The 19,195-nt window shown below is 70.5% G+C and carries 21 protein-coding genes and 4 tRNA genes; 4 read left to right on the plus strand and 21 right to left on the minus strand.

The features are described 5' to 3' along the window. Nucleotides 1-48: 48 nt before the first annotated feature. From yajC to pdxS, 7 genes are all read right to left on the minus strand, one after another. Complete coding sequence (gene yajC / locus Q9R20_RS14195; RefSeq protein WP_311249942.1) at nt 49-507, minus strand: preprotein translocase subunit YajC; 459 nt, start codon at nt 505-507, stop codon at nt 49-51. 80 nt (nt 508-587) lie between these two features. Continuing rightward, the gene (ruvB, locus tag Q9R20_RS14200) at nt 588-1,634 is read right to left on the minus strand and encodes a Holliday junction branch migration DNA helicase RuvB (protein ID WP_311249943.1); all 1,047 of its coding nucleotides are present in this window, start codon (nt 1,632-1,634) and stop codon (nt 588-590) included. Beyond that, nucleotides 1,627-2,247 (minus strand): Holliday junction branch migration protein RuvA, encoded by a 621-nt coding sequence (ruvA, locus tag Q9R20_RS14205; RefSeq protein ID WP_311249944.1) that lies wholly within the window; start codon nt 2,245-2,247, stop codon nt 1,627-1,629. Before ruvA ends, ruvB begins: the two co-directional genes overlap by 8 nt. Before the next feature lie 9 nt (nt 2,248-2,256). Then, nucleotides 2,257-2,859 carry a crossover junction endodeoxyribonuclease RuvC gene (gene ruvC / locus Q9R20_RS14210; protein ID WP_311249945.1) on the minus strand — a complete coding sequence of 201 codons (603 nt, stop codon included), beginning with the start codon at nt 2,857-2,859 and terminating at the stop codon, nt 2,257-2,259. Between the two features lie 48 nt (nt 2,860-2,907). Continuing rightward, nucleotides 2,908-3,666 (minus strand): YebC/PmpR family DNA-binding transcriptional regulator, encoded by a 759-nt coding sequence (locus tag Q9R20_RS14215; protein WP_295837296.1) that lies wholly within the window; start codon nt 3,664-3,666, stop codon nt 2,908-2,910. Between the two features lie 10 nt (nt 3,667-3,676). Next, nucleotides 3,677-4,297, minus strand: a complete 621-nt coding sequence (gene pdxT / locus Q9R20_RS14220) for a pyridoxal 5'-phosphate synthase glutaminase subunit PdxT (RefSeq protein ID WP_311249946.1) — start codon at nt 4,295-4,297, stop codon at nt 3,677-3,679. Continuing rightward, nucleotides 4,287-5,171 carry a pyridoxal 5'-phosphate synthase lyase subunit PdxS gene (gene pdxS, locus Q9R20_RS14225; protein WP_311249947.1) on the minus strand — a complete coding sequence of 295 codons (885 nt, stop codon included), beginning with the start codon at nt 5,169-5,171 and terminating at the stop codon, nt 4,287-4,289. Before pdxS ends, pdxT begins: the two co-directional genes overlap by 11 nt. A gap of 96 nt (nt 5,172-5,267) precedes the next feature. Between pdxS and Q9R20_RS14230 the strand changes: the two genes are divergently transcribed. Together Q9R20_RS14230 and pdxY are read left to right on the plus strand one after the other, a co-directional pair. Beyond that, nucleotides 5,268-6,608, plus strand: a complete 1,341-nt coding sequence (locus tag Q9R20_RS14230) for an aminotransferase class I/II-fold pyridoxal phosphate-dependent enzyme (protein WP_311249948.1) — start codon at nt 5,268-5,270, stop codon at nt 6,606-6,608. After that, nucleotides 6,605-7,456, plus strand: a complete 852-nt coding sequence (gene pdxY, locus Q9R20_RS14235; protein ID WP_311249949.1) for a pyridoxal kinase PdxY — start codon at nt 6,605-6,607, stop codon at nt 7,454-7,456. Before Q9R20_RS14230 ends, pdxY begins: the two co-directional genes overlap by 4 nt. 16 nt (nt 7,457-7,472) lie before the next feature. On the opposite strand, the gene Q9R20_RS14240 is transcribed toward pdxY, so the two are convergent. The 4 genes from Q9R20_RS14240 to thrS all read right to left on the minus strand — a co-directional run bounded on the left by Q9R20_RS14240 (nt 7,473) and on the right by thrS (nt 12,152). Then, a complete protein-coding gene (locus Q9R20_RS14240; protein ID WP_311249950.1) occupies nt 7,473-8,078 on the minus strand; it encodes a hypothetical protein in 606 nt (201 codons plus the stop codon). A gap of 101 nt (nt 8,079-8,179) precedes the next feature. Then, nucleotides 8,180-9,205 (minus strand): RICIN domain-containing protein, encoded by a 1,026-nt coding sequence (locus Q9R20_RS14245; RefSeq protein ID WP_311249951.1) that lies wholly within the window; start codon nt 9,203-9,205, stop codon nt 8,180-8,182. A gap of 341 nt (nt 9,206-9,546) precedes the next feature. Then, a complete protein-coding gene (locus Q9R20_RS14250) occupies nt 9,547-10,059 on the minus strand; it encodes an HIT domain-containing protein (RefSeq protein WP_311250076.1) in 513 nt (170 codons plus the stop codon). 107 nt (nt 10,060-10,166) lie between these two features. Further along, the gene (thrS, locus tag Q9R20_RS14255; protein WP_311249952.1) at nt 10,167-12,152 is read right to left on the minus strand and encodes a threonine--tRNA ligase; all 1,986 of its coding nucleotides are present in this window, start codon (nt 12,150-12,152) and stop codon (nt 10,167-10,169) included. Nucleotides 12,153-12,235: 83 nt separating this feature from the next. On the opposite strand from thrS, the gene Q9R20_RS14260 reads away from it, so the two are divergent. Beyond that, nucleotides 12,236-13,387, plus strand: a complete 1,152-nt coding sequence (locus Q9R20_RS14260) for an SLC13 family permease (protein WP_311249953.1) — start codon at nt 12,236-12,238, stop codon at nt 13,385-13,387. Nucleotides 13,388-13,395: 8 nt separating this feature from the next. On the opposite strand, the gene Q9R20_RS14265 is transcribed toward Q9R20_RS14260, so the two are convergent. The 7 genes from Q9R20_RS14265 to Q9R20_RS14295 form a co-directional block, all read right to left on the minus strand. Next, on the minus strand, nt 13,396-13,788 hold the full coding sequence (locus Q9R20_RS14265) for a TIGR03618 family F420-dependent PPOX class oxidoreductase (protein ID WP_311249954.1): 393 nt from the start codon (nt 13,786-13,788) through the stop codon (nt 13,396-13,398). Between the two features lie 38 nt (nt 13,789-13,826). Further along, nucleotides 13,827-14,210 carry an ATP-dependent DNA ligase gene (locus Q9R20_RS14270; RefSeq protein WP_311249955.1) on the minus strand — a complete coding sequence of 128 codons (384 nt, stop codon included), beginning with the start codon at nt 14,208-14,210 and terminating at the stop codon, nt 13,827-13,829. 169 nt (nt 14,211-14,379) lie between these two features. Continuing rightward, a complete protein-coding gene (locus tag Q9R20_RS14275; RefSeq protein WP_311249956.1) occupies nt 14,380-14,793 on the minus strand; it encodes a PPOX class F420-dependent oxidoreductase in 414 nt (137 codons plus the stop codon). A gap of 10 nt (nt 14,794-14,803) precedes the next feature. Continuing rightward, complete coding sequence (locus Q9R20_RS14280; RefSeq protein WP_311249957.1) at nt 14,804-16,213, minus strand: carboxylesterase family protein; 1,410 nt, start codon at nt 16,211-16,213, stop codon at nt 14,804-14,806. A gap of 423 nt (nt 16,214-16,636) precedes the next feature. Next, nucleotides 16,637-16,711: transfer RNA gene (locus Q9R20_RS14285), tRNA-Val, on the minus strand. A gap of 27 nt (nt 16,712-16,738) precedes the next feature. Further along, nucleotides 16,739-16,809: transfer RNA gene (locus Q9R20_RS14290), tRNA-Cys, on the minus strand. A gap of 65 nt (nt 16,810-16,874) precedes the next feature. Next, a tRNA-Gly gene (locus Q9R20_RS14295) sits at nt 16,875-16,947 on the minus strand. A 151-nt stretch (nt 16,948-17,098) separates the two neighbouring features. Here Q9R20_RS14295 and Q9R20_RS14300 point away from each other — a divergent pair. Next, nucleotides 17,099-17,171, plus strand: a tRNA-Val gene (locus Q9R20_RS14300). A 70-nt stretch (nt 17,172-17,241) separates the two neighbouring features. Here Q9R20_RS14300 and Q9R20_RS14305 read toward each other — a convergent pair. From Q9R20_RS14305 to Q9R20_RS14315, 3 genes are read right to left on the minus strand one after another with little or no spacing between them, the layout of a single operon-like run. After that, nucleotides 17,242-18,492, minus strand: a complete 1,251-nt coding sequence (locus tag Q9R20_RS14305) for a hypothetical protein (RefSeq protein ID WP_311249958.1) — start codon at nt 18,490-18,492, stop codon at nt 17,242-17,244. Next, the gene (locus Q9R20_RS14310) at nt 18,492-18,812 is read right to left on the minus strand and encodes a type VII secretion target (protein ID WP_311249959.1); all 321 of its coding nucleotides are present in this window, start codon (nt 18,810-18,812) and stop codon (nt 18,492-18,494) included. Before Q9R20_RS14310 ends, Q9R20_RS14305 begins: the two co-directional genes overlap by 1 nt. Then, a complete protein-coding gene (locus Q9R20_RS14315; RefSeq protein ID WP_311249960.1) occupies nt 18,802-19,191 on the minus strand; it encodes a YbaB/EbfC family nucleoid-associated protein in 390 nt (129 codons plus the stop codon). The genes Q9R20_RS14310 and Q9R20_RS14315 overlap by 11 nt, the downstream gene beginning before the upstream one ends. Nucleotides 19,192-19,195: the final 4 nt, after the last annotated feature.

Below are 19,195 nucleotides of genomic sequence, written 5' to 3' on the forward strand. Positions count from 1 at the left end.
AGTCGGCTTTCTGTGCGGCGGTGAACGGAAAAGGATCGTACGGTGACGTCAGGCCTGGGGACGGTCCTTGTCGGTGGGCTCGACGTCGGTGGGGTGCTGGCGGGTGGAGCGCTTGTCGTCGCTGATCGAGGTGATGTCGCCGTCGGCCACGCCGGCGACGTACTCGGCCTCGGTCTCTTCGGCTTCGATGAATTCGTCCTCGGTGACCGCGCCCTGAGCGGGGTCGACGATGCGGAGGACGGCCTGGCTGTGCACCTTGATGACCACGCCCGGCGCGATCTCGACGAGGGCGGGCTTGTCGAGGTCTTCGCCGTCGTAGTCGACGATCGTGCCGTAGAGGCCGCCCTGCAGGAGCACCTCGGCGCCGGGGACGGTCTCGCGAGCCTTCTTCTCGAGCTCGGCCTTCTGCTTCTGCATGCGACGGCGCGAGCTGTAGAACATGAAGACCAGCAGGCCGATGAGCAGGATGATGAGGCCGTAATCGGCGAAGAACCGGGCGATATCCATCGAGGCGGTGCACCTTTCGAGTCAGGCGCGCCGTGCGGCACTGCCTAGCGGGGGTCGGGGAATCCCTCGCCGAGTATAGGTCATGACCCCTGGCTGAACCGGAGCAGGCCGTCGGGGTGGGGCGCCCCGAGATGGTCGTAGGCCTCAGGGGTGGCGACCCGACCGCGCGGCGTGCGGCCCATGAAGCCGATGCGCACGAGGTACGGCTCGACCACCGACTCGATGGTCTCGGGCTCCTCCCCCACAGCGACGGCCAGCGTGCTCAGGCCCACGGGTCCGCCGCGGAACCGTCGCACCAGCGCGTCGAGCACGGCACGGTCGAGCCGGTCGAGCCCGATGGCGTCCACGTCGTAGAGATCGAGGGCGGCGCCCACCGTGTGCACGTCGGCATCGCCGGCATCCGTCCCGACCGACGGCCCGTGCACCACGAGGTAGTCGCGAACGCGCCGCAGCAGTCGGTTCGCGATGCGGGGGGTGCCGCGGGAGCGCCGCGCGATCTCGGACCGGGCGGTGCCGGGAAGACCGACGTCGAGCATGGATGCCGATCGCGAGACGACCTGCTCCAGCTCGTCGGGTTCGTAGTACTCGAGGTGCGCGGTGAAACCGAAGCGGTCCCGCAGCGGGTTGGGGAGGAGTCCCGCGCGCGTGGTGGCGCCCACGAGCGTGAAGGGCGCGAGATCGAGCGGGATGCTCGTCGCGCCCGCGCCCTTGCCGACCATGATGTCGATGCGGAAGTCCTCCATCGCGAGGTAGAGCATCTCTTCGGCCGACCGCGCCATGCGGTGGATCTCGTCGATGAAGAGCACCTCGCCGGGCGTCAGCGACGACAGCAGCGCGGCGAGGTCGCCCGCGTGCTGGATCGCGGGACCGCTCGACAACCGGAGCGGGCGGCCGCTCTCGTGCGCCACGATCATCGCGAGCGTCGTCTTGCCGAGACCGGGAGGGCCCGAGAGCAGGATGTGATCGGGCGAGCGCTGCTGGATGCGCGCCGCGTCGAGCAGGAGCTGCAGCTGCCCGCGCACCTTGTGCTGACCGACGAACTCGTCGAGCGATGTGGGGCGGAGCGCTCCCTCGATCGCGAGCTCGGTCTCGTCGTCGGGGGTGCCGGCGTCGCGCACGTCAGCCACCCACGGGCTCCTTGCGCGCGGGACCGAGCAGCGCCAGCGTGAGGCGCAGCAGCGCTTGGACCGAGGCGCGGTCGCTCTCGGAGGCGTTCTCGGCGACGGATGCCACCGCCTCCGCCGCCGTGCGCTCGCTCCACCCGAGACCGACCAGCGCCTGCGTGACCTGCAGGGGCACCTGACCGTGGGCCGAGACCGCGGCGGGTGCCGCGGCCGGGACGACGGCGAGCTTGCCCGCCAGCTGCACGACGATGAGCTTGGCGGTCTTGGGACCGATGCCCGATACACGCCGGAAGGGTGCGTCGTCGTCGTCGGCCACGGCCTGCGCGATCTGCGGCACCGTCAGCGACGACAGCACGCCGAGCGCGGACTTCGGACCGACGCCCGTGACGCTGATGAGCTGCACGAAGACGGTGAGCTCCTCGCGGCTCTCGAACCCGTAGAGCGAGAGCGCGTCCTCGCGCACGATGAGGTTCGTGTGCAGGTGGACGTCGTCGCCGACGTGCACCGTCCGCGCGAACGGCGAGGGGACGGCGACCGAGAAGCCGACGCCGCCCACGACGACGATCAGGGAGTCGTCGGCGACGTGAGCCGCGGTCCCGTGCAGCGAGGAGATCATCCGCCCAGCCTACGCGCCGCTTCGTACATGTGTTCGAGCGACACGCGTCGGCGGGGTCCGCCGCTTCTCGGCATCCCGCCAGGCCTTCTGCGCCGGCGTCAGAGCCGTTTCGCCGGGCACCGGTCCGGCACCGCCGCGCCAGGCGTGGCAGAGGGCGATGGCCAGGGCGTCGGCGGCATCCGCGGGCTGCGGGAGGGCGTCGAGGCGCAGCACGCGCGCGACCATGGTCTGCACCTGCCGCTTGTCGGCGGAGCCGTACCCGGTGATGGCGGCCTTGACCTCGCTGGGGGTGTGGGTGGCGGCGGTCAGCCCGTGCTCCGCCGCGAGCAGGAGGGCGATGCCGCTGGCCTGCGCCGTGCCCATCACCGAGTGCCGGTTGTTCTGGGCGAACACGCGCTCGACCGCGACGACGTGCGGCTGATGGGTGAGCAGCACCTCGCGGATGCCGGCGGCGATGGCCGCCAGGCGTTTCTCGATCGGGTCGGTCGGCGCCGACCGCGCGACGCCGACGTGCACAAGGGATGCCGTGCGGTTGGGCGACACGTCGACGACGCCGATGCCGCAGCGCGTGAGGCCGGGATCGATGCCGAGGACGCGGAGGGAACGGGACACGGCCCCCACGCTAAGCGCAGGGGCCGTGTCGAGACGAAGGGCGCGCCCTTACTCGTCGTTCTCGAGCTCGGCCTGCACCTCGGGGGTGAGGTCGAAGTTCGTGTAGACGTTCTGCACGTCGTCGCTGTCTTCGAGGGCGTCGATGAGGCGGAAGACCTTGCGGGCGGTGTCGGCGTCGACCTCGATCTTCAGCGAGGGGACGAACTCGACGTCGGCGGAGTCGTACTCGATGCCGGCGTCCTGCAGTGCGCTGCGCACCGAGACCAGGTCGCTCGCCTCGGTGATGATGCCGAAGCCCTCGCCGTGCGGCTCGACCTCTTCGGCGCCGGCCTCGAGGACGGCCAGCATGACGTCGTCTTCGCTGGTGCCCTCGCTGGGCACGACGATGACGCCCTTGCGGCTGAAGTTGTACGCGACGCTGCCCGGGTCGGCGAGCGTGCCGCCGTTACGGCTGAGGGCGGTGCGCACCTCGGCTGCGGCGCGGTTCTTGTTGTCGGTCAGACACTCGATGAGGAACGCCACGCCGTTCGGCCCGTAGCCCTCGTACATGATCGACAGGTACTCGACGGCTTCGCCGCCGATGCCGGCACCGCGCTTGATGGCCCGATCGATGTTGTCTTTGGGGACCGAGGTCTTCTTGGCCTTCAGGACCGCGTCGAAGAGCGTCGGGTTGCCCTGCAGGTCGGCGCCGCCGAGCTTGGCCGCGACCTCGATGTTCTTGATGAGCTTGGCCCACGACTTGGCGCGGCGGGCGTCGACGACCGCCTTCTTGTGCTTGGTCGTGGCCCATTTGGAGTGTCCGGACATAGCTTCCAGTCTAGAGCGCGGTCGCCGTCGCGCCGCGTCTCGCCTCGACGTGGTCCAGGAACCGCTGGTGGAACCGGGTCTCCCCCGTCGATTCGGGATGGAACGCGGTGCCGAGCAGCACGCCCTGCTCGATCGCGACGACGCGCCCGTCGGGAAGGGATGCCAGAGGCTCGGCATCCGGGCCCCACTCGAGCACCGCGGGCGCGCGGATGAAGACGGCGTGCACGGGCGGATCGCCGAGGGCGGGCACGTCGAGGTCGGTCTCGAACGAGGCGGTCTGGCTGCCGAAGACGTTCCGCGCGACGCGTGCGTCGATCCCGCCGAAGGTGCGCTGGCCGGCGATCGCGCCGTCGATGCGGTCGGCGAGGAGGATGAGGCCCGCGCACGTGCCGTACATCGGCATGCCGTCGGCGATCGCCGCGCGGATCGGGTCGAACAGGTCGAAGGCGCGCGCGAGCTTGTCGATGACGCTGGACTCGCCGCCGGGGAGCACGAGGCCCTCCACGGCGGCGAGCTCCTCGGGCCGGCGCACGGGGCGGGCGTCGGCGCCGAGGGAGGTCAGGACGGCGAGGTGCTCGCGCACGTCGCCCTGGAGCGCGAGGACGCCGACGCGGGGGGCGTTACCAGCCACGCTCGGCGAGGCGGTGCGGGGCGGGGAGGTCGGCGACGTTGATGCCCACCATCGCCTCACCCAGACCGCGCGAGGCCTCGGCAACGACCTTCGGGTCGTCGTGGAAGGTCGTGGCCTTGACGATCGCCGCGGCGCGCTGGGCGGGGTTGCCGGACTTGAAGATGCCCGAGCCGACGAAGACGCCGTCGGCGCCGAGCTGCATCATCATGGCGGCGTCGGCGGGGGTCGCCACTCCCCCCGCGGTGAAGAGCACGACGGGCAGCTGACCGGTCTCGGCGATCTCGGCGACGAGGTCGTAGGGCGCCTGCAGTTCCTTGGCGGCCACGTACAGCTCGTCCTTGGTCTTGGCGCGCAGGGCGTTGATCTCGCTGCGGATGGTGCGGATGTGCTTGGTGGCCTCCGACACGTCGCCCGTGCCCGCCTCGCCCTTCGAGCGGATCATCGCCGCGCCCTCGGTGATGCGGCGCAGCGCCTCGCCCAGGTTGGTGGCACCGCAGACGAACGGGACGGTGAAGTTCCACTTGTCGATGTGGTTGACGTAGTCGGCGGGCGAGAGCACCTCGGACTCGTCGATGTAGTCGACGCCGAGTTCCTGCAGGATCTGCGCCTCGACGAAGTGCCCGATACGGGCCTTCGCCATGACGGGGATCGACACCGACGCGATGATGTCGTCGATCAGGTCGGGGTCGCTCATGCGCGCGACGCCGCCCTGGGCGCGGATGTCGGCGGGCACGCGCTCGAGCGCCATGACGGCGACGGCGCCCGCGTCCTCGGCGATGCGCGCCTGCTCGGCGGTGACGACGTCCATGATGACGCCGCCCTTCAACATCTCGGCGAGACCGCGCTTGACGCGCGAGGTTCCGGTGTCGGTCATGTCCACTCCGTTCCGCGCTTCGGGGCGCGATCATTGGCTTAGGCCAAACCGTAGCATGGCTCAGGACATAGGCTGGACGGTGAACCGAGGGGGCTCATGAGCATCGACATCACCGGCCGTTCGGCCTCCGAGATCGCCGCCGACCTGCGCACGCGGATCGAGCGCGGCGAGCTCTCCCCCGGCACCCTGCTGCCGTCCGTGCGCGCCGTCGCGGCCGATCTGGGCGTCAACCGCAACACCGTCGTGGCGGCCTATCGCCAGCTCGCCCAAGCGGGCCTCGTCGAGGCGCGCGGTCGCAGCGGCACGCGCGTCGCCGATCGGACGACGGTCGCCCAGGAGGGCTACGCCCCCGACACGGTGCTGCGCGACGTGGGCACCGGCAACCCCGACCCCGCGCGGATCCCCGACCCCACCGCCGCCCTGGCCCGATCAGCGCGGCCCGTGCTGTACGGCGAGCCGGTGATCGACCCGGGTCTCGAGGCGTGGGCGCGCACCTGGATGACCGAGCAGCTGCCCCAGGACGACGTCCGCATCACGGTCACCAGTGGCGCGAGCGACTCGATCGAGCGCCTGCTCGCGCAGGCCCTGCAACGCGACGATGCGGTCGCCCTGGAGGATCCCTGCTTCCTGTCCGCTCTGCACACCGTCCGCACCGGCGGGTACCGCGCGGTCCCCGTCGAGGTGGACGCCGAGGGCATGACCGTCGACGGCCTCCGTGCCGCGATCGAGGCGGGGGTCCGGGCCGTCGTGTGCACCCCCCGCGCGCACAACCCCACGGGCGCGAGCCTCACCGCGGAGCGCGCCGCGGCGCTGCGCGAGGTCCTCGCCGCGCACCCTTACGTCCTCGTGATCGAGGACGACCACTTCTCGCTCCTCTCCCGCGCCCCCCTGCACTCCGTGATCGGACCGGAGCAGAGACGGTGGGCGCGCATCCGGTCGATGTCGAAGTTCCTCGGACCCGACACGTGCCTCGCGCTCGTGGCATCCGATGCCGACACCGCCGACGGTCTCGCCGTGCGCCTCACCCCGGGCACGACGTGGGTCAGTCACATCCTCCAGCGCCTCACCCTCGCGCTCGTCACCGACCCCGCGGTCCGCGCCGACATCGAAGGCGCCGCGGAACACTACGCGGCCCGCAACGCGGCCTTCGCGGCGGCTCTGACCGACCGCGGACTGCCGACCGTCCCGGGTGACGGCCTGAACCTGTGGGTGCCGCTCCCCGTGCCCGCCTCGGGCGTGCGCGAGGACCTCATGCGTCGGGGGTGGTTGGTGCGCGAGGGCGACCCGTTCTTCCTGACCCCCGAGCGCACAGGCTCGTTCCTGCGCCTCACCGTGCACGACCTGGATGCCGACTCGGCCCGCGCCCTGGCCGACGACCTGGCCGCGGCCTCCGGCGCATCCCGACCGGGTGCCCGAGGTGGAAGGATCGAGGCATGAAGGTTCTCTCGATCCAGTCCGCCGTCGCGTATGGTCACGTCGGCAACTCCGCCGCCGTCTTCCCGCTCCAGCGCATCGGCGTCGAGGTCCTCCCCGTCTACACGGTGAACTTCTCGAACCACACCGGCTACGGCGCCTGGCGCGGTCCGCTCATCTCCCCTGACGACGTGGCGGCGGTCATCACCGGCATCGAGGAGCGAGGCGTCTTCCCCGAGATCGACGTCGTACTCTCGGGCTACCAGGGCGGCGAGGGCATCGCCGACGTGATCATCGACACCGTCGCGCGGGTGAAGAAGGCGAACCCGGATGCCGTCTACGCCTGCGACCCGGTCATGGGCAACGCCAAGTCGGGCTGCTTCGTGGCCCCGGCGATCCCCGAGCTCCTGCGCGAGCGCGTGGTGCCGGTGGCCGACATCCTCACGCCCAACCAGTTCGAGCTCGGGTTCCTCACCGGCACGGAGCCGGGCAGCATCGACTCGACCCTCGACTCGGCGGACGCGCTCCGCGACCGCGGACCGCGCACGATCCTCGTCACCAGCGTCGAGCGTCCCGACCGCGACGCCGACACGATCGAGATGATGGTCGTCGACGATGCCGGCGCCTGGATCGTGCAGACGCCCCTCATCCCCATGAAGGCGAACGGCTCGGGCGATGTGACCGCCGCGCTCTTCACCGCGCACTACCGCCGCTCGGGCGATCCCGCCGATGCCCTCGCGCGCACGGCGTCGAGCGTCTTCGACCTGCTGTCCAATACCTACGACTCCGGCTCGCGCGAACTGCGCCTCATCGAGTCGCAGGAGGCGTACGCGAACCCTCGCCTGCAGTTCGCGGTGCGCCAGGTGCGCTGAGGCGCGACCCGGCGGCTCAGTAGCCGTAGACCTCCGCATAGGCGCTCTGCCAGTCGACCGAGTCGTCGGGGCAGAGGAAGCCGGCACCATAGACCATCGTGCTGGCGAGGTTGCCCTCGATCGCGGTGCGGGTGGCCTCGTCCGCGTCGGCCGGGATGAGGGCGGCGAACAGCGGCGACGTGGCCACGTGGGCCTCGAGTGTCGAGGCGTCGACGTCGTGACCGTTCAGGATCGCCGTCTCGCACGCGTCGGCGGCGAGGGCGAGCGAGACGCTCTCCTCCTGGGCGGTCCAGGTCGCACCCTGGCTCTCGATGTACTCGCGCTGAGCCGCGATGAAGGCCTGCTGCGCCGGTGTGACGGCGACCAGAAGGGAACCGTCCCGAGGAAGCTGCTGCTCCTCGAAGAACCGGTCGCGCTCCGCGAACGCGTCGCCGAGAGCATCGGCATCCGAGGACCCGCCGTCGGACGGCGCCGCCCCGGTCGGTGCGGCGGTCGGAGCGAGGGTCCGCAGCCGCTCCGCATCCGGGCCGAGGGGGCTCGGGAGGGGGATGCACGCCGTCGTACCGAGGAGCACGGCGACGAGGGTGGCGGCCAGGACCAGGGGGCGAGTGCGGGTGTCCATCCCCCCACGCTAGCGAGCGCCCCGGCGGCGCGCATCGCAGCGGGAGGAAAGACCCCGGGACCGACCGTCTCGGGCGACGATCGATCCCGGGGTCCGGGGACTCAGAGCCCGTCGTGGTGCATGGCCTGGATGAGACGCACGTTGCGGTCGAACGCCGTCTCGCTGAACTCGCTGGAGTAGTTCAGGCCGTAGGGCCACATGTGGGTGCCACCGCAGTTGATGCGCGCATCGGGACCGTCCCACGACTTCAGCAGGGGGAGCGCCGAGGGCCAGTCCTGTGCGTCGCACTTGCTCTGGAAGTGCCCCGCCGTCCCCACTCCGACGGTGTGCGCGATCTCGTGCAGCGCCGTGCCCTCCACCATGTAGGACCGGTTCGACCCGAACCGGAGATCGCCGTTGATGTTGGCCTCCGCCGTGGGCACGCCCGGCGCGTAGTACACGTTGAGGTGGCGCCAGGTGTTGTTGAACCTGTTGTACCGCGCGAGGGCCCGGTCCATGGCATCCGTGATCCGGGCGTAGGCGTCGAGCTCGTCCGCCGAGGGGTTCGCCGACTTGTACAGCGTGTACGTCATCTTCGACACGTTTGGGTCGGTGAGACGCCAGCGCTGCACGCCGGTGTTGTTGCAGACCTGCTGCGACAGGAGTCCCCCGTCGACCGGCGACGCGACGCTTTGCAGACAGAGGTTGTTGTACTTGTTCCTGATCTCGGTCCACCCGCCGCCGACGTCGGTCAGCTGCCACTGCTGGACGTCGTTGCGCAGGCAGGTCCACTGCCGCACCTCGGAGCCGGGAGCGGTGGCGAAGTTGAAGTTGTCGAGGCAGAGGTTGCTGTACTTGTTCTTGATCTCTGCGTAGCCGTTGCCGAGGTCGGTCACCGCCCACAGCTGGTTCTGGCCCTCGAGGCAGGTCCACTGACGCACCTCCGCGCCGGGCTGCGTCTTGAAGTCGAAGTCGTCGAGGCAGAGGGTGTTCTGCTGGTTGCGGATCTCCTGGTTGGTGCCGGTGCCGACGGGGGCCGTCGGCGCGGCGGTAGCGGGGACGGCCGCACCGTAGAGGGTGAAACCGATGGCGAGGGATGCCACGAGCGCACCGAGCGCTCGCAGTCCCCGTCCTGTCGGGCGGGACATCGTCGTCCGAGACATGTGAGGGCCTTTCGCGTTGCCGGACCCGCCCGCGGGCTGGTCCGGATGGGGTGGAACGACGCGCGCCGACCGAGCCGGCGGGGGCCGGTGGAGGGCGCGCGCCAGCGTCGCGTCCGGGTCGTGGGGTGACCGGGACGCTTCCGTCGGTGCGGTTGTGGTGACCGTCGGGGGGACGCGGCACTCGCGAAGCGTCAACGTCGTTGTTATCGCTCACATTTCGCTTAGACGCGATGATGGCGTTACGACGAGGACCCTGTCAAGGGATTTCTAGACCGCGTACGCAACCGGTTCGACGGAGAGCGCTCCCATCGGCGCGGAGAGCGCTTTCAGGCGCCCCAGGCGTCGGCGACCACCCGACGGACGTCGCCCAGCAGCTGGGGAAGAGCCTTCGTCTTCGCGATGATCGGGAAGAAGTTCGCATCCGAGGCCCAGCGCGGCACGATGTGCTGGTGCAGGTGGGCATCCACGCCCGCGCCGGCGATCGCCCCCTGGTTCATGCCCAGGTTGAATCCGTCGCAGCGCGACGTGGCGCGCAGGACCCGCATCCCCCGCTGCGTCAGTGCGCCGATCTCGGCGACCTCCTCATCGGTCGCCTGATCGTAGGTGGCGATGTGGCGGTACGGGCAGACGAGCAGGTGGCCCGAGTTGTACGGGAACAGGTTGAGCAGCACGTAGGCGGTCTTGCCGCGCGCGACGATCAGGCCGTCTTCGTCGGACTTCTCCGGAGCGGCGCAGAACGGGCAGTTCTGCTCCATCGGCTCCCGGCCCGCCGAGATGTACGCCATCCGGTGCGGGGTCCACAGTCGTTGGAACTCGTCCGGCACCCCCGGGAGCGTCATGGCGTCGACGAGCTCCGCGTCGGTCGTCGCCCATCCGGATGCCGCAGCCGCGGGCGCCGGACCGGACTCGGGCGTCGCGCCCCCGGCGACGGCATCCGGATCGTTCGTCACGCCAGATCCTCGGCGGTGTTGACGAGCGTGCGGGCCGAGATGGCGCCGGTGATGCGCGCGACGGCCTCATCGACCGGGATGCCGTTGAGCTGGGTGCCGTCTCGGAAGCGGAACGACACCGTGCCGTTCGACCGATCCTGCTCGCCGGCGATCAGCATGAGCGGCACCTTCTGGGTGGTGTGCGTGCGGATCTTCTTCTGCATGCGGTCGTCGCTGTGGTCGGCCTCGGCGCGAACGCCCTTGGCCTTCAGGTCGGCGACGATGCCCTGCAGGTAGTCGCCGTACTCGGCGGCGACCGGCACGGCCACGACCTGCACGGGCGCGAGCCACACGGGGAAGGCCCCGGCGTAGTGCTCGAGCAGGATCGCGAAGAAGCGCTCGACCGAGCCGAAGAGGGCGCGGTGGATCATGACGGGGCGGTGCTTTTCACCGTCGGGACCGGTGTACTCGAGCTCGAAGCGCTCGGGCTGGTTGAAGTCGAGCTGGATGGTCGACATCTGCCACGTGCGGCCGATCGCGTCGCGCGCCTGCACCGAGATCTTGGGGCCGTAGAACGCCGCCCCGCCCGGGTCGGGAACGAGCTCGAGGCCGGAGGCCTCGGCGACCTCGCGGAGCGTGTCGGTCGCCTCGGTCCAGAGGGCGTCGTCGCCGATGAACTTCGGGTTGCCCTCCTCCTTGGTCGACAGCTCGAGGTAGAAGTCGTTGAGGCCGTAGTCGCGCAGCGTCTGCAGCACGAAGTCGAGGCTATGGGTCAGCTCTCCCTTGACCTGGTCGGCCGTGACGTAGATGTGCGTGTCGTCCTGGGTCATCCCGCGCACGCGCGTGAGACCGGCGAGCGTGCCGCTCTTCTCGTAACGGTAGACCGATCCGAACTCGCTCAGACGCAGCGGCAGCTCGCGGTAGCTGCGTCCGCGCGAGCGGAAGATCAGGTTGTGGAAGGGGCAGTTCATGGGCTTCAGGTAGTACTCCTGGCCCTCGCGCGACACGTGCCCGTCGGCATCCACGACCTCGTCGAGCACCATCGGGGGGTACATGCCGTCGGCGTACCACTGCAGGTGGCCGCTGGTCATGAACAGGTCGCCCTTGGTGATGTGCGGGGTGTTCACGACCTCGTAACCGCTGGCGAGCAGACGCTCGCGCATGTAGCGCTCGATCTCGTAGCGGATGATGCCGCCCTTGGGGTGGAAGACCGAGAGCCCCGGGCCGATCTCGTCGGGGAACGAGAACAGGTCGAGCTCCTTGCCGAGCTTGCGGTGGTCGCGCTTCGCTGCCTCTTCGAGGCGGTGCTGGTAGGCGCGCAGCTCGTCTTTCGTGGGCCACGCGGTGCCGTAGATGCGCTGCAGCTGCGGGTTCTTCTCGCTGCCGCGCCAATAGGCGCCGGCGATGCGCGTGAGGTCCCAGCCGTTGCCGATGAGGCGCGTTCCCGGCACGTGGGGTCCGCGGCAGAGGTCTTTCCACGCGGTCTCGCCGTCGCGGGTGACGTTGTCGTAGATGGTGAGCTCGCCGGCGCCGACCTCGACGGACGCACCCTCGGCCGCCTCGGCGGATCCACCCTTGAGCCCGATGAGCTCGAGCTTGAACGGCTCGTCGGCGAGCTCGGCGCGGGCCTCGTCGTCGGTGACGACCCGGCGGACGAACCGCTGGTTCTCGCGGACGATGCGCTCCATCTCCTTCTTGATGACCTTCAGGTCGTCGGGGGTGAAGGGTTCGTCGACCTGGAAGTCGTAATAGAAGCCGTCGGTGACGGGCGGGCCGATGCCCAGGTTGGCCTGGGGCTTCACCCGCTGGACCGCCTGGGCGAGCACGTGCGCCGTCGAGTGACGCAGGATCGACAGGCCGTCGGAGCTGTCGATCGTCACCGGCTCGACCTGGTCGTCGGCCGTCACGGTCGTGGCGAGGTCTTTCAGCTCGCCGTTCACGCGCAGCGCGACGACCGAACGGTCGGGGAAGAGGGCGAAGCCATCGGCGGGAAAATCAGTCACAGCGCATCTCCTGGAAGGGTCGCGTTCCAGGCTACCGGGCGGCCATGGCCTCGAACGCACCCGGCGTGCCCCATAGTGGAGCGGTGACTCTGGCCATCATCGGCGGCGTGCTCTGGATCCTCGGGATCGTCGCGCTGCTCACCGGCGCCCTGCCCACCGACGACGCCCTCGCCGTCGCCGACCGCGTATGGCCGATCCTGCTGTTCGTCGTCGCCGTGACGATCGTCGCCGAGCTGGCATCCAAGGCGGGACTTTTCGACGTCGTCGCGGCGCGCCTGGCGAAGCTCGCGCGAGGTCGGACGGCGCTGCTCTGGGTACTCGTAGTGGCTCTCGCCACGGTCGCGACCGCGTTCCTCTCGCTCGACACCACCGCGGTGCTGCTCACCCCCGTCGTGGTGGCGATGGCCGTCGCGCGTCGGCTCGATCCGCTGCCTTTCGCCTTCGTCACGGTGGTGCTGGCGAACACGGCATCCCTCGTCCTGCCCGTGTCGAACCTCACCAACCTGCTCGCCTCCGAGGCGCTCGGGGGCGGTCACGACCCGATCGCGTTCCTCGCGCTGCTCGGGCCCTCGGCGCTCATCGCGATCGCCGTGTCGGTGATCGTGCTCACCCTCGTGTTCCTGCGGCGCCTGCCGAAGACGTACCCGGATGCCGCCGCCCCCGCCGTCTCGGACCGCGTGCTGCTGCGCATCTCCGGCGTCGTCACGGTGGCGCTGCTCCCCCTGCTCGTGATCGGTCTCGAACCGTGGATGCCGGCGGTCGCCGCCGCGGTCGTGCTCCTCGCCGCGTTCGCGTGGCGCGCGCCGTCGGCTCTCGGCATCCGTCTCGTGCCGTGGTCGCTGCTCGTGTTCGCGGGCGGCCTCTTCCTCGCCGTCGGCGCGCTCGAGGCGCTGGGGATCGGGCAGGTGACGTCCGTGCTGGCCGGCAGTGGCGACGATCTCGTGTCGCTCTGGCAGCTGGCGGGCGTGGGGGCGGTGGCCGCGAACGGCATCAACAACTTGCCCGCTTACCTGGCGCTGGAGTCGGTGGCCGGTTCTCCCGCCCGCCTGGCGGCGCTGCTGGTCGGGGTGAACGCCGGCCCCATCGTGACGCCGTGGGCCTCGCTCGCGACACTTCTGTGGCACGACCGTCTCGTGGCCGCCGGGATCGAGGTGCGCTGGAGCCGATTCGTCGTGCTCGGCGCGGTAATCGCCCCGCTGATCCTGTTGCTCGGGGTGATCCCGCTGGCGCTGTGAGATCGCGCTCAGTCTTCGTAGGTGCGCGCCCAAGCCTTCCGCGGTTCGATGAACCACACCGCCAACCCCGTGCGCAGGCCGTAGGGCTCGCCGGTGTACAGCGTCGAGATGCGGTCGACGTAGGGCAGTGCCGCGTCGCCGTCGATGCGGTCGACGGCCTCTCCGCGCACGAAGGCCATCGCGTAGGGGTTGTCGGCTCCGGTGACCGAGACGGCGACACGCGGGTCGCGGCGGAGGTTACGGTCCTTCAAGGTGTCGACCTCGGTGAAGAACATGAGACGTTCGCCGTCGACGCCGACCCACAGCGGGATCGAGTGAGGGGCGCCGTCCCGCAACAGTGTCGCGAGATGCGCGACGGCGCTCGTCTCGAAGAAGGGCTTGGCGTCGGTCCAGTCGCTCATACCGGCAACAACCCCTCGTGCGACCCGGGGATTCCCCCTCAGCTCGACACGGACTCCGGCGCTTGATGGGCGGGGACCTCGCGGAACACCATCTCTTCGCGATGCGGCGTCTCCCGCGGCGCGAACTCGTCCGGCTCCGGGACGACGTAGAGACCCCTCCCGGAGTTGGCGTTGAACGTCAGCGCGTGCAGCCAGGCGGGGCTGATCTGCGGCGTCCGGCTGCCGTGGTACTTGAAGACCAGCGACACGTGCGGGTGGATGTACACGGTCGTCCGCCCGCCACCGGTGCTGATGTCGTCCTTCCAGGAGAACGGGAAGCTTTCGCCGCGCCGGACCTTGGCCATGATGACCGCCTGCAGGTGCGCGAGCAACCGGTCTTCGAAGTCGATCTTGATGTTGCCGTCGTAGATGAACTTGCCCATGCTGACTCCCGGTGGTCCGGTCCCCACCGCTGAGCGCATCTCCAGGCGAGAAGTCGACGCGCAGCCGAGGGGGCCGACCGCTGTCTCCCCTACACGGTCTCCTGTGACACGACGCCCGCGACACCCCCTTGCGGCGGTGGTCGGGTTCGCGATAGGTGCTGCGACGTCGTCAGGCGTCTCGAGAAACGCGCAGGATGACGCGATCGCCGGGCTTGCGCTGCAGGCGACGTACGAGCGCCTCGAAGCCGGTGATCGCCCGGTACTGCCATCCGTACTTCCGACGCAGCGCTGCGTCGGCGCGCGGGTCGTCGACGACCGGACCGGCGATGCGGCCTCGGGCCTCGACGGAGATGGCATCCGGTTCGACCGTGCCCATCCGGCTGCACGGCTGCAGGGTCACGCGCGGATCGTTGCGCAGCCGCTTCACCTTCCCGGTCACGCGCTCGCTCGTGACGACCAAGTCGTCGCCGTCTCGGGCGATCCAAACCGGCACGGCCACCAGCGCACCGTTGCGACGATACGTGCCGAAGAGCACGAACGAGGAGTCGGCGATCGCTCGCCAGTGGGTGTCGGGGACGCTCATGCGGGTCACGCTACCGCCGCGTCCCGGTCACCCGCCGCCGCTTGCGCCCGCCACGCGGGCCTACTCCCGCGTCGATCGAGACGACCCCCGGAACGGATGCCAGGTCCTCGAGCCGTCCGTGCGCAAAGCCGCCCCACACCCGGCGCATCCGCACCCCGACGGCGTCGAGCTCAGCTCGCGGCGCACCGCGGTAGGGCGCGAACCCGGCCGCGAGGGCCTCGGTGCCGAAGACGAACGGCACCTCGATCGCGTGGGAGGAGCGGTAGACGCTGCCCTTCGCCCGCCAGCGGAACACGTAGTGCACGGCGGTCCCTCCCGCTCGGCGGTATGCGCGGGTCAGGCGTCTCGCCGGGGAGCCGTATACGAAACGCGTGAGCGCGACGTCGAGGAGTGAAGCCACGGCCCGCTCGACGGCGGGCCTTCTCGAGAGCCGTCGCAGCGCCGGCAGGTGCGGCAGGAAGAGCCGGGTCTCGTTCGCGGTCGCGCCGATGAGCAGCGGGATCTTCGGAGCCGTGCCGAGCCATCGTCGGCGCACCTCGGCCTCGGCGGGCAGGGGCGCCGAACCGGGTTGCGGAGCGAACGGCATGAGCGCGGTCCGGCCGTATCGGCGCGCAGCCGCGGTGGCGGCGGCTTGCGCGCGCAGGACCTCGTCGAGGGAGCTGGTGGCCGTGAGCGAGCGGGTCACCGCGCTCATCGCGGCGGTCATCCGCGCGCGGCCGCGCATCGTCGCGAGCGGTGCGCTCTGCACGATGGCACGCGAGAACAGCGATGCGGCGTCATCGGTGGCCATCAGATGGAGGACGGCGTCGGCTCCGGCCGACTGACCGAAGACGGTGACGCGCCGCGGGTCGCCGCCGAACGCGGCGATGTTGCGTGCGACCCAGCGGAGCGCGGCGAGCTGGTCGAGCAGTCCCAGGTTCGCCGGGCGCGGAGCGGAACCGGATGCCATCTCGTCACCGAGGTAGCCGAGCACCCCGAGCCGGTAGGCCACCGAGACGACGACGACCTTCTGCTCGGCGACGAGAGCGGCCGGGTCGTAGACGGGCAGGTCGCCCGCGCCGGAGACATAGGAACCCCCGTGGATCCACACCATGACGGGCAGCGGCTCGTCGGCGTCCGTGCGGTCGGCGGGCATCGCGAGCGACACACGCTGGCAGTCTTCCGACATCGGCAGTCCCCCGGTCTGATCCCCCAGCACCTCGACGAGGTTCGCCGGCGACTGCGGTGCGGCGGGCGAGGGAGTCGCCGCGTCGAACACGTCGTCCGCACCTCGGTCCGCCACCGGAATCGGCGGCGCGAACCGCTCCGCGCGCGCATACGGGATGCCGCGGGCTCGCAGCACTGCGCCGTCGCGGTGAGCGCGGATCGGGCCTGCCGGCGGGGTGAAGATGCGGGATCCCGCTTCCTGCTCGACGGTCACGGCGTCTCCTTTCCGGGCCCGGGCGGGCCGTCGCGTCGTCACGCTACCCGCTCCGAGCGGAGCCCCGGTCAAGCTCAAGATCACCGCAAGGACACCGCAAGAATCCTCAACTCGTGTCCCCCTTTTGGGGGACATGGGTTAGCGTCGTCTCGTCCCCGCCGCCAGGCACTCCGCAGCCCCCCTTTCTGGCGGCGGGGGCGACCACTTCACGGGCGTGATCGCCGGAAGTCACCGCATCGAGGTTCAGGCGATGTCACGCCGACGAGCCGTCCCCCCGCGGTTCGATAGCTCGCCCTCCGAAGAGACGGGCCACAGCGCCGCCAGATCTCGCCGCGGAACCGCGAGAGGACCCGATCGTCGAAGGTAGAAGTCGACGCGCGCCCGACGAACAAGAAAAGCCCCCGGCGAACCGGGGGCTTCATGTGGTGCGCGATACTGGGATCGAACCAGTGACCTCTTCCGTGTCAGGGAAGCGCGCTACCGCTGCGCCAATCGCGCCTATACAGGCTGTTTTCTTGTGAGTTGAGGTGGCGACGGGATTCGAACCCGTGTAAACGGCTTTGCAGGCCGGTGCCTAGCCGCTCGGCCACGCCACCGTGTGTGGTTCGACCCACGTGTCGTGATCGTCCGTCGGTTTCCCTGACGGAGATCCCTCCACTCGAGCGGATGACGAGACTCGAACTCGCGACCCCAACCTTGGCAAGGTTGTGCGCTACCAACTGCGCTACATCCGCATTTTGTTCCCGGGGCTTGCCCCGAGCACTCGTAAGACATTACCCGATCTGAGCGCGGGCGCAAAACGGCGCGCGCCCCGCGCGTGTCTTCCGTCGTGGTTCGAAGCACCGCTCGGCATCCGGTACGATCGATGAGTCCCGTTCGGGACGAGGGCGATTGGCGCAGTTGGTAGCGCGCTTCCTTCACACGGAAGAGGTCATCAGTTCGAGTCTGGTATCGCCCACCGCAGAAGCCCCCGGTTCACACCGGGGGCTTCGTCGTTCCTCCCGCGCGCCGACCGACGCACCCCGCGCCTACTCCTCGATCACCACGCGCAGGTCGCGCCGACGCTGGCCGAGGCGCTGACGGCCGCCCGCGTTCCCCGCGGCGTTCGCGCCCGCCGCGGTGACCGGAGGACGCAGGCCGCCCGGCCCGGTGCCCATTCCGCCGCTTCGGGCGGCGGCAACCGCTGCGACGCCGCCGGCCGTGCCACCCAGGAGTGCGCCCGCGCTCGCCCCGCGCATCCCGCCCGAGGTCGTGGCATCCGTCATCGACGAAGCCGAGCCGGAGACGCCCGCCCCCGGCAGATCGGCGCCGGCCCCGGTGAGACCGGCTCGACCGACGAGAGCACCGTCGACAGAGGGAGCCGCGCCCGAGAGGCGGAAGTCTCCGGAGGCGTGCTCTCCCGTGACGGGAAGCGGCGTGAAGGCCACACCGTCGGCCCGTCGCCCCTTCACAGTGAGGTCGTGCGCGGCGGTCGCACCGTACGCGGTCGCGGCCGAGGCGTCGACGACGGGACCGGCGTCGAGACGGACCGTCTGCGCTCCGGCCCGCAGGGTGGCGGCCGTGGTGGCCGAGGTGCTCTCGAAGACGCCGCGCAGCTGCTGCACGAGACCGGTGAGCGCCTTGACCGATCCGAGCACCGCTCGCAGGGGGCGCACGACCTTGTTGACCATCTCGTTGACCTTCATGACCACGCGCGCGATCGCGTAACCCATGCCGAGCCCGAAGGATGCCGCGACCACGGCCATCGCCTCGATCGCCGTGGCGACGACCTTCGAGATAGCCGACTTCACGACACCCTGCATCTTCGTCACGAGGGTCGACGCCGACATGAGCCCGCTGGCGGCGGCGTCGGCCCACTCCCCCGACGCGCCGAGGTGGCGGGCGGCGTCCGAGGCGAAACGGACATAGGCGGCGATGCTGCCGCCCGACAGACCGTCGAGGTCGCCGAGACGCCGCGCGAGGTCGGCTCCGGCCTGGCGCATCGAGGCGCCGGACGACGTCCACTCCGCCGCCACCGCGGCGACGTTGCCCGCGCTGCCGGTGAGCTGCTCGAGCCATGTGCTGAGCGGCTTGAGGTGCTCCATCACCCACCCCAGGCCGCACGAGGTGAGCGTGGCGATCGGATCGGTGAGCGCGGCAGCGGCGTCTCCGAGGGTGTCGAGAAGAGCGATGCCCCCGTCGAGCCAGTTCCCGCTGCGCACCGCCTCGGCGAGACCGCGACCCGACTCGATGACCCGCGACCCCGAGAACGTCGTGCCCGGAGCGATCGTGGCGCTCATCACAGCCCCATCGCCGACTCGAGCGAACGGATCGTCGCGACGGTGTCGCTCTCGAACCGCTCCCACTGCTCGGCGGTCTGACGCAGCTCGCCGGCGGTGCGCAGGAGCATGGACCGGTCTTCGCCGAGCAGTCCCGTCGCCGCGGCCGAGAGCGCGAGTCCGGGCGGAACGAGGAAGGCGCACAGCAGCCCGAACGCCTCGGGCAGCAGGTCGCCGCCGCGGAGGACGGAGAGGGCGGAGGCCACGTCGTCGGCGAGGCCGTCGACGAAAGCGGCGTGCTGACGCAGGAGGTCGAAGTCGACGGTGATGTCATCGGCCATGGGCGGCGGTCCTCTCGGGTGAGGCGGTGAGGGTGTCGTCGGCACGCAGCTGCGCGACGATCGGGTCGTCGTCGCCGAGCAGATCCGCGACGGCCCGCAAGGTGCTCTCGCGGGCGTCGGCCTCGGCCTGGCGGATCGTGGCGAGGACCTCGGCCGCGAGTCGCTGCGCCCCGCGGGCCAGGGCGGCCTCGCTCAAGCGGAGATCGACGACGCGGCCACCGGAGTCCACGTGCACGACGACGTCGCGCCCGCGCGAACGCCCCGTGCCGCGCACGCTCGCCACGGCGGCTTCGAACGCCGGCATCTGCGCGGCGCGGGCCTCGGCGCGACGGACGTCGGCCTCGACCTGAGCGAATGACTCCTCGGGATCCAGCGACACGCGA

Source organism: Microbacterium sp. PRF11 (assembly GCF_031844085.1).
Classification (GTDB): Bacteria; Actinomycetota; Actinomycetes; order Actinomycetales; family Microbacteriaceae; genus Microbacterium.

Coding starts and splice junctions, on each gene's coding strand:
- yajC (WP_311249942.1), bottom strand. CDS start 507: ATGGATATCGCCCGGTTCTTCGCCGATTACGGCCTCATCATCCTGCTC.
- ruvA (WP_311249944.1), bottom strand. CDS start 2,247: ATGATCTCCTCGCTGCACGGGACCGCGGCTCACGTCGCCGACGACTCC.
- Q9R20_RS14215 (WP_295837296.1), bottom strand. CDS start 3,666: ATGTCCGGACACTCCAAATGGGCCACGACCAAGCACAAGAAGGCGGTC.
- pdxS (WP_311249947.1), bottom strand. CDS start 5,171: ATGACCGACACCGGAACCTCGCGCGTCAAGCGCGGTCTCGCCGAGATG.
- Q9R20_RS14230 (WP_311249948.1), top strand. CDS start 5,268: ATGAGCATCGACATCACCGGCCGTTCGGCCTCCGAGATCGCCGCCGAC.
- pdxY (WP_311249949.1), top strand. CDS start 6,605: ATGAAGGTTCTCTCGATCCAGTCCGCCGTCGCGTATGGTCACGTCGGC.
- Q9R20_RS14240 (WP_311249950.1), bottom strand. CDS start 8,078: ATGGACACCCGCACTCGCCCCCTGGTCCTGGCCGCCACCCTCGTCGCC.
- Q9R20_RS14245 (WP_311249951.1), bottom strand. CDS start 9,205: ATGTCCCGCCCGACAGGACGGGGACTGCGAGCGCTCGGTGCGCTCGTG.
- Q9R20_RS14250 (WP_311250076.1), bottom strand. CDS start 10,059: ATGACGCTCCCGGGGGTGCCGGACGAGTTCCAACGACTGTGGACCCCG.
- Q9R20_RS14265 (WP_311249954.1), bottom strand. CDS start 13,788: ATGAGCGACTGGACCGACGCCAAGCCCTTCTTCGAGACGAGCGCCGTC.
- Q9R20_RS14270 (WP_311249955.1), bottom strand. CDS start 14,210: ATGGGCAAGTTCATCTACGACGGCAACATCAAGATCGACTTCGAAGAC.
- Q9R20_RS14275 (WP_311249956.1), bottom strand. CDS start 14,793: ATGAGCGTCCCCGACACCCACTGGCGAGCGATCGCCGACTCCTCGTTC.
- Q9R20_RS14305 (WP_311249958.1), bottom strand. CDS start 18,492: ATGAGCGCCACGATCGCTCCGGGCACGACGTTCTCGGGGTCGCGGGTC.
- Q9R20_RS14310 (WP_311249959.1), bottom strand. CDS start 18,812: ATGGCCGATGACATCACCGTCGACTTCGACCTCCTGCGTCAGCACGCC.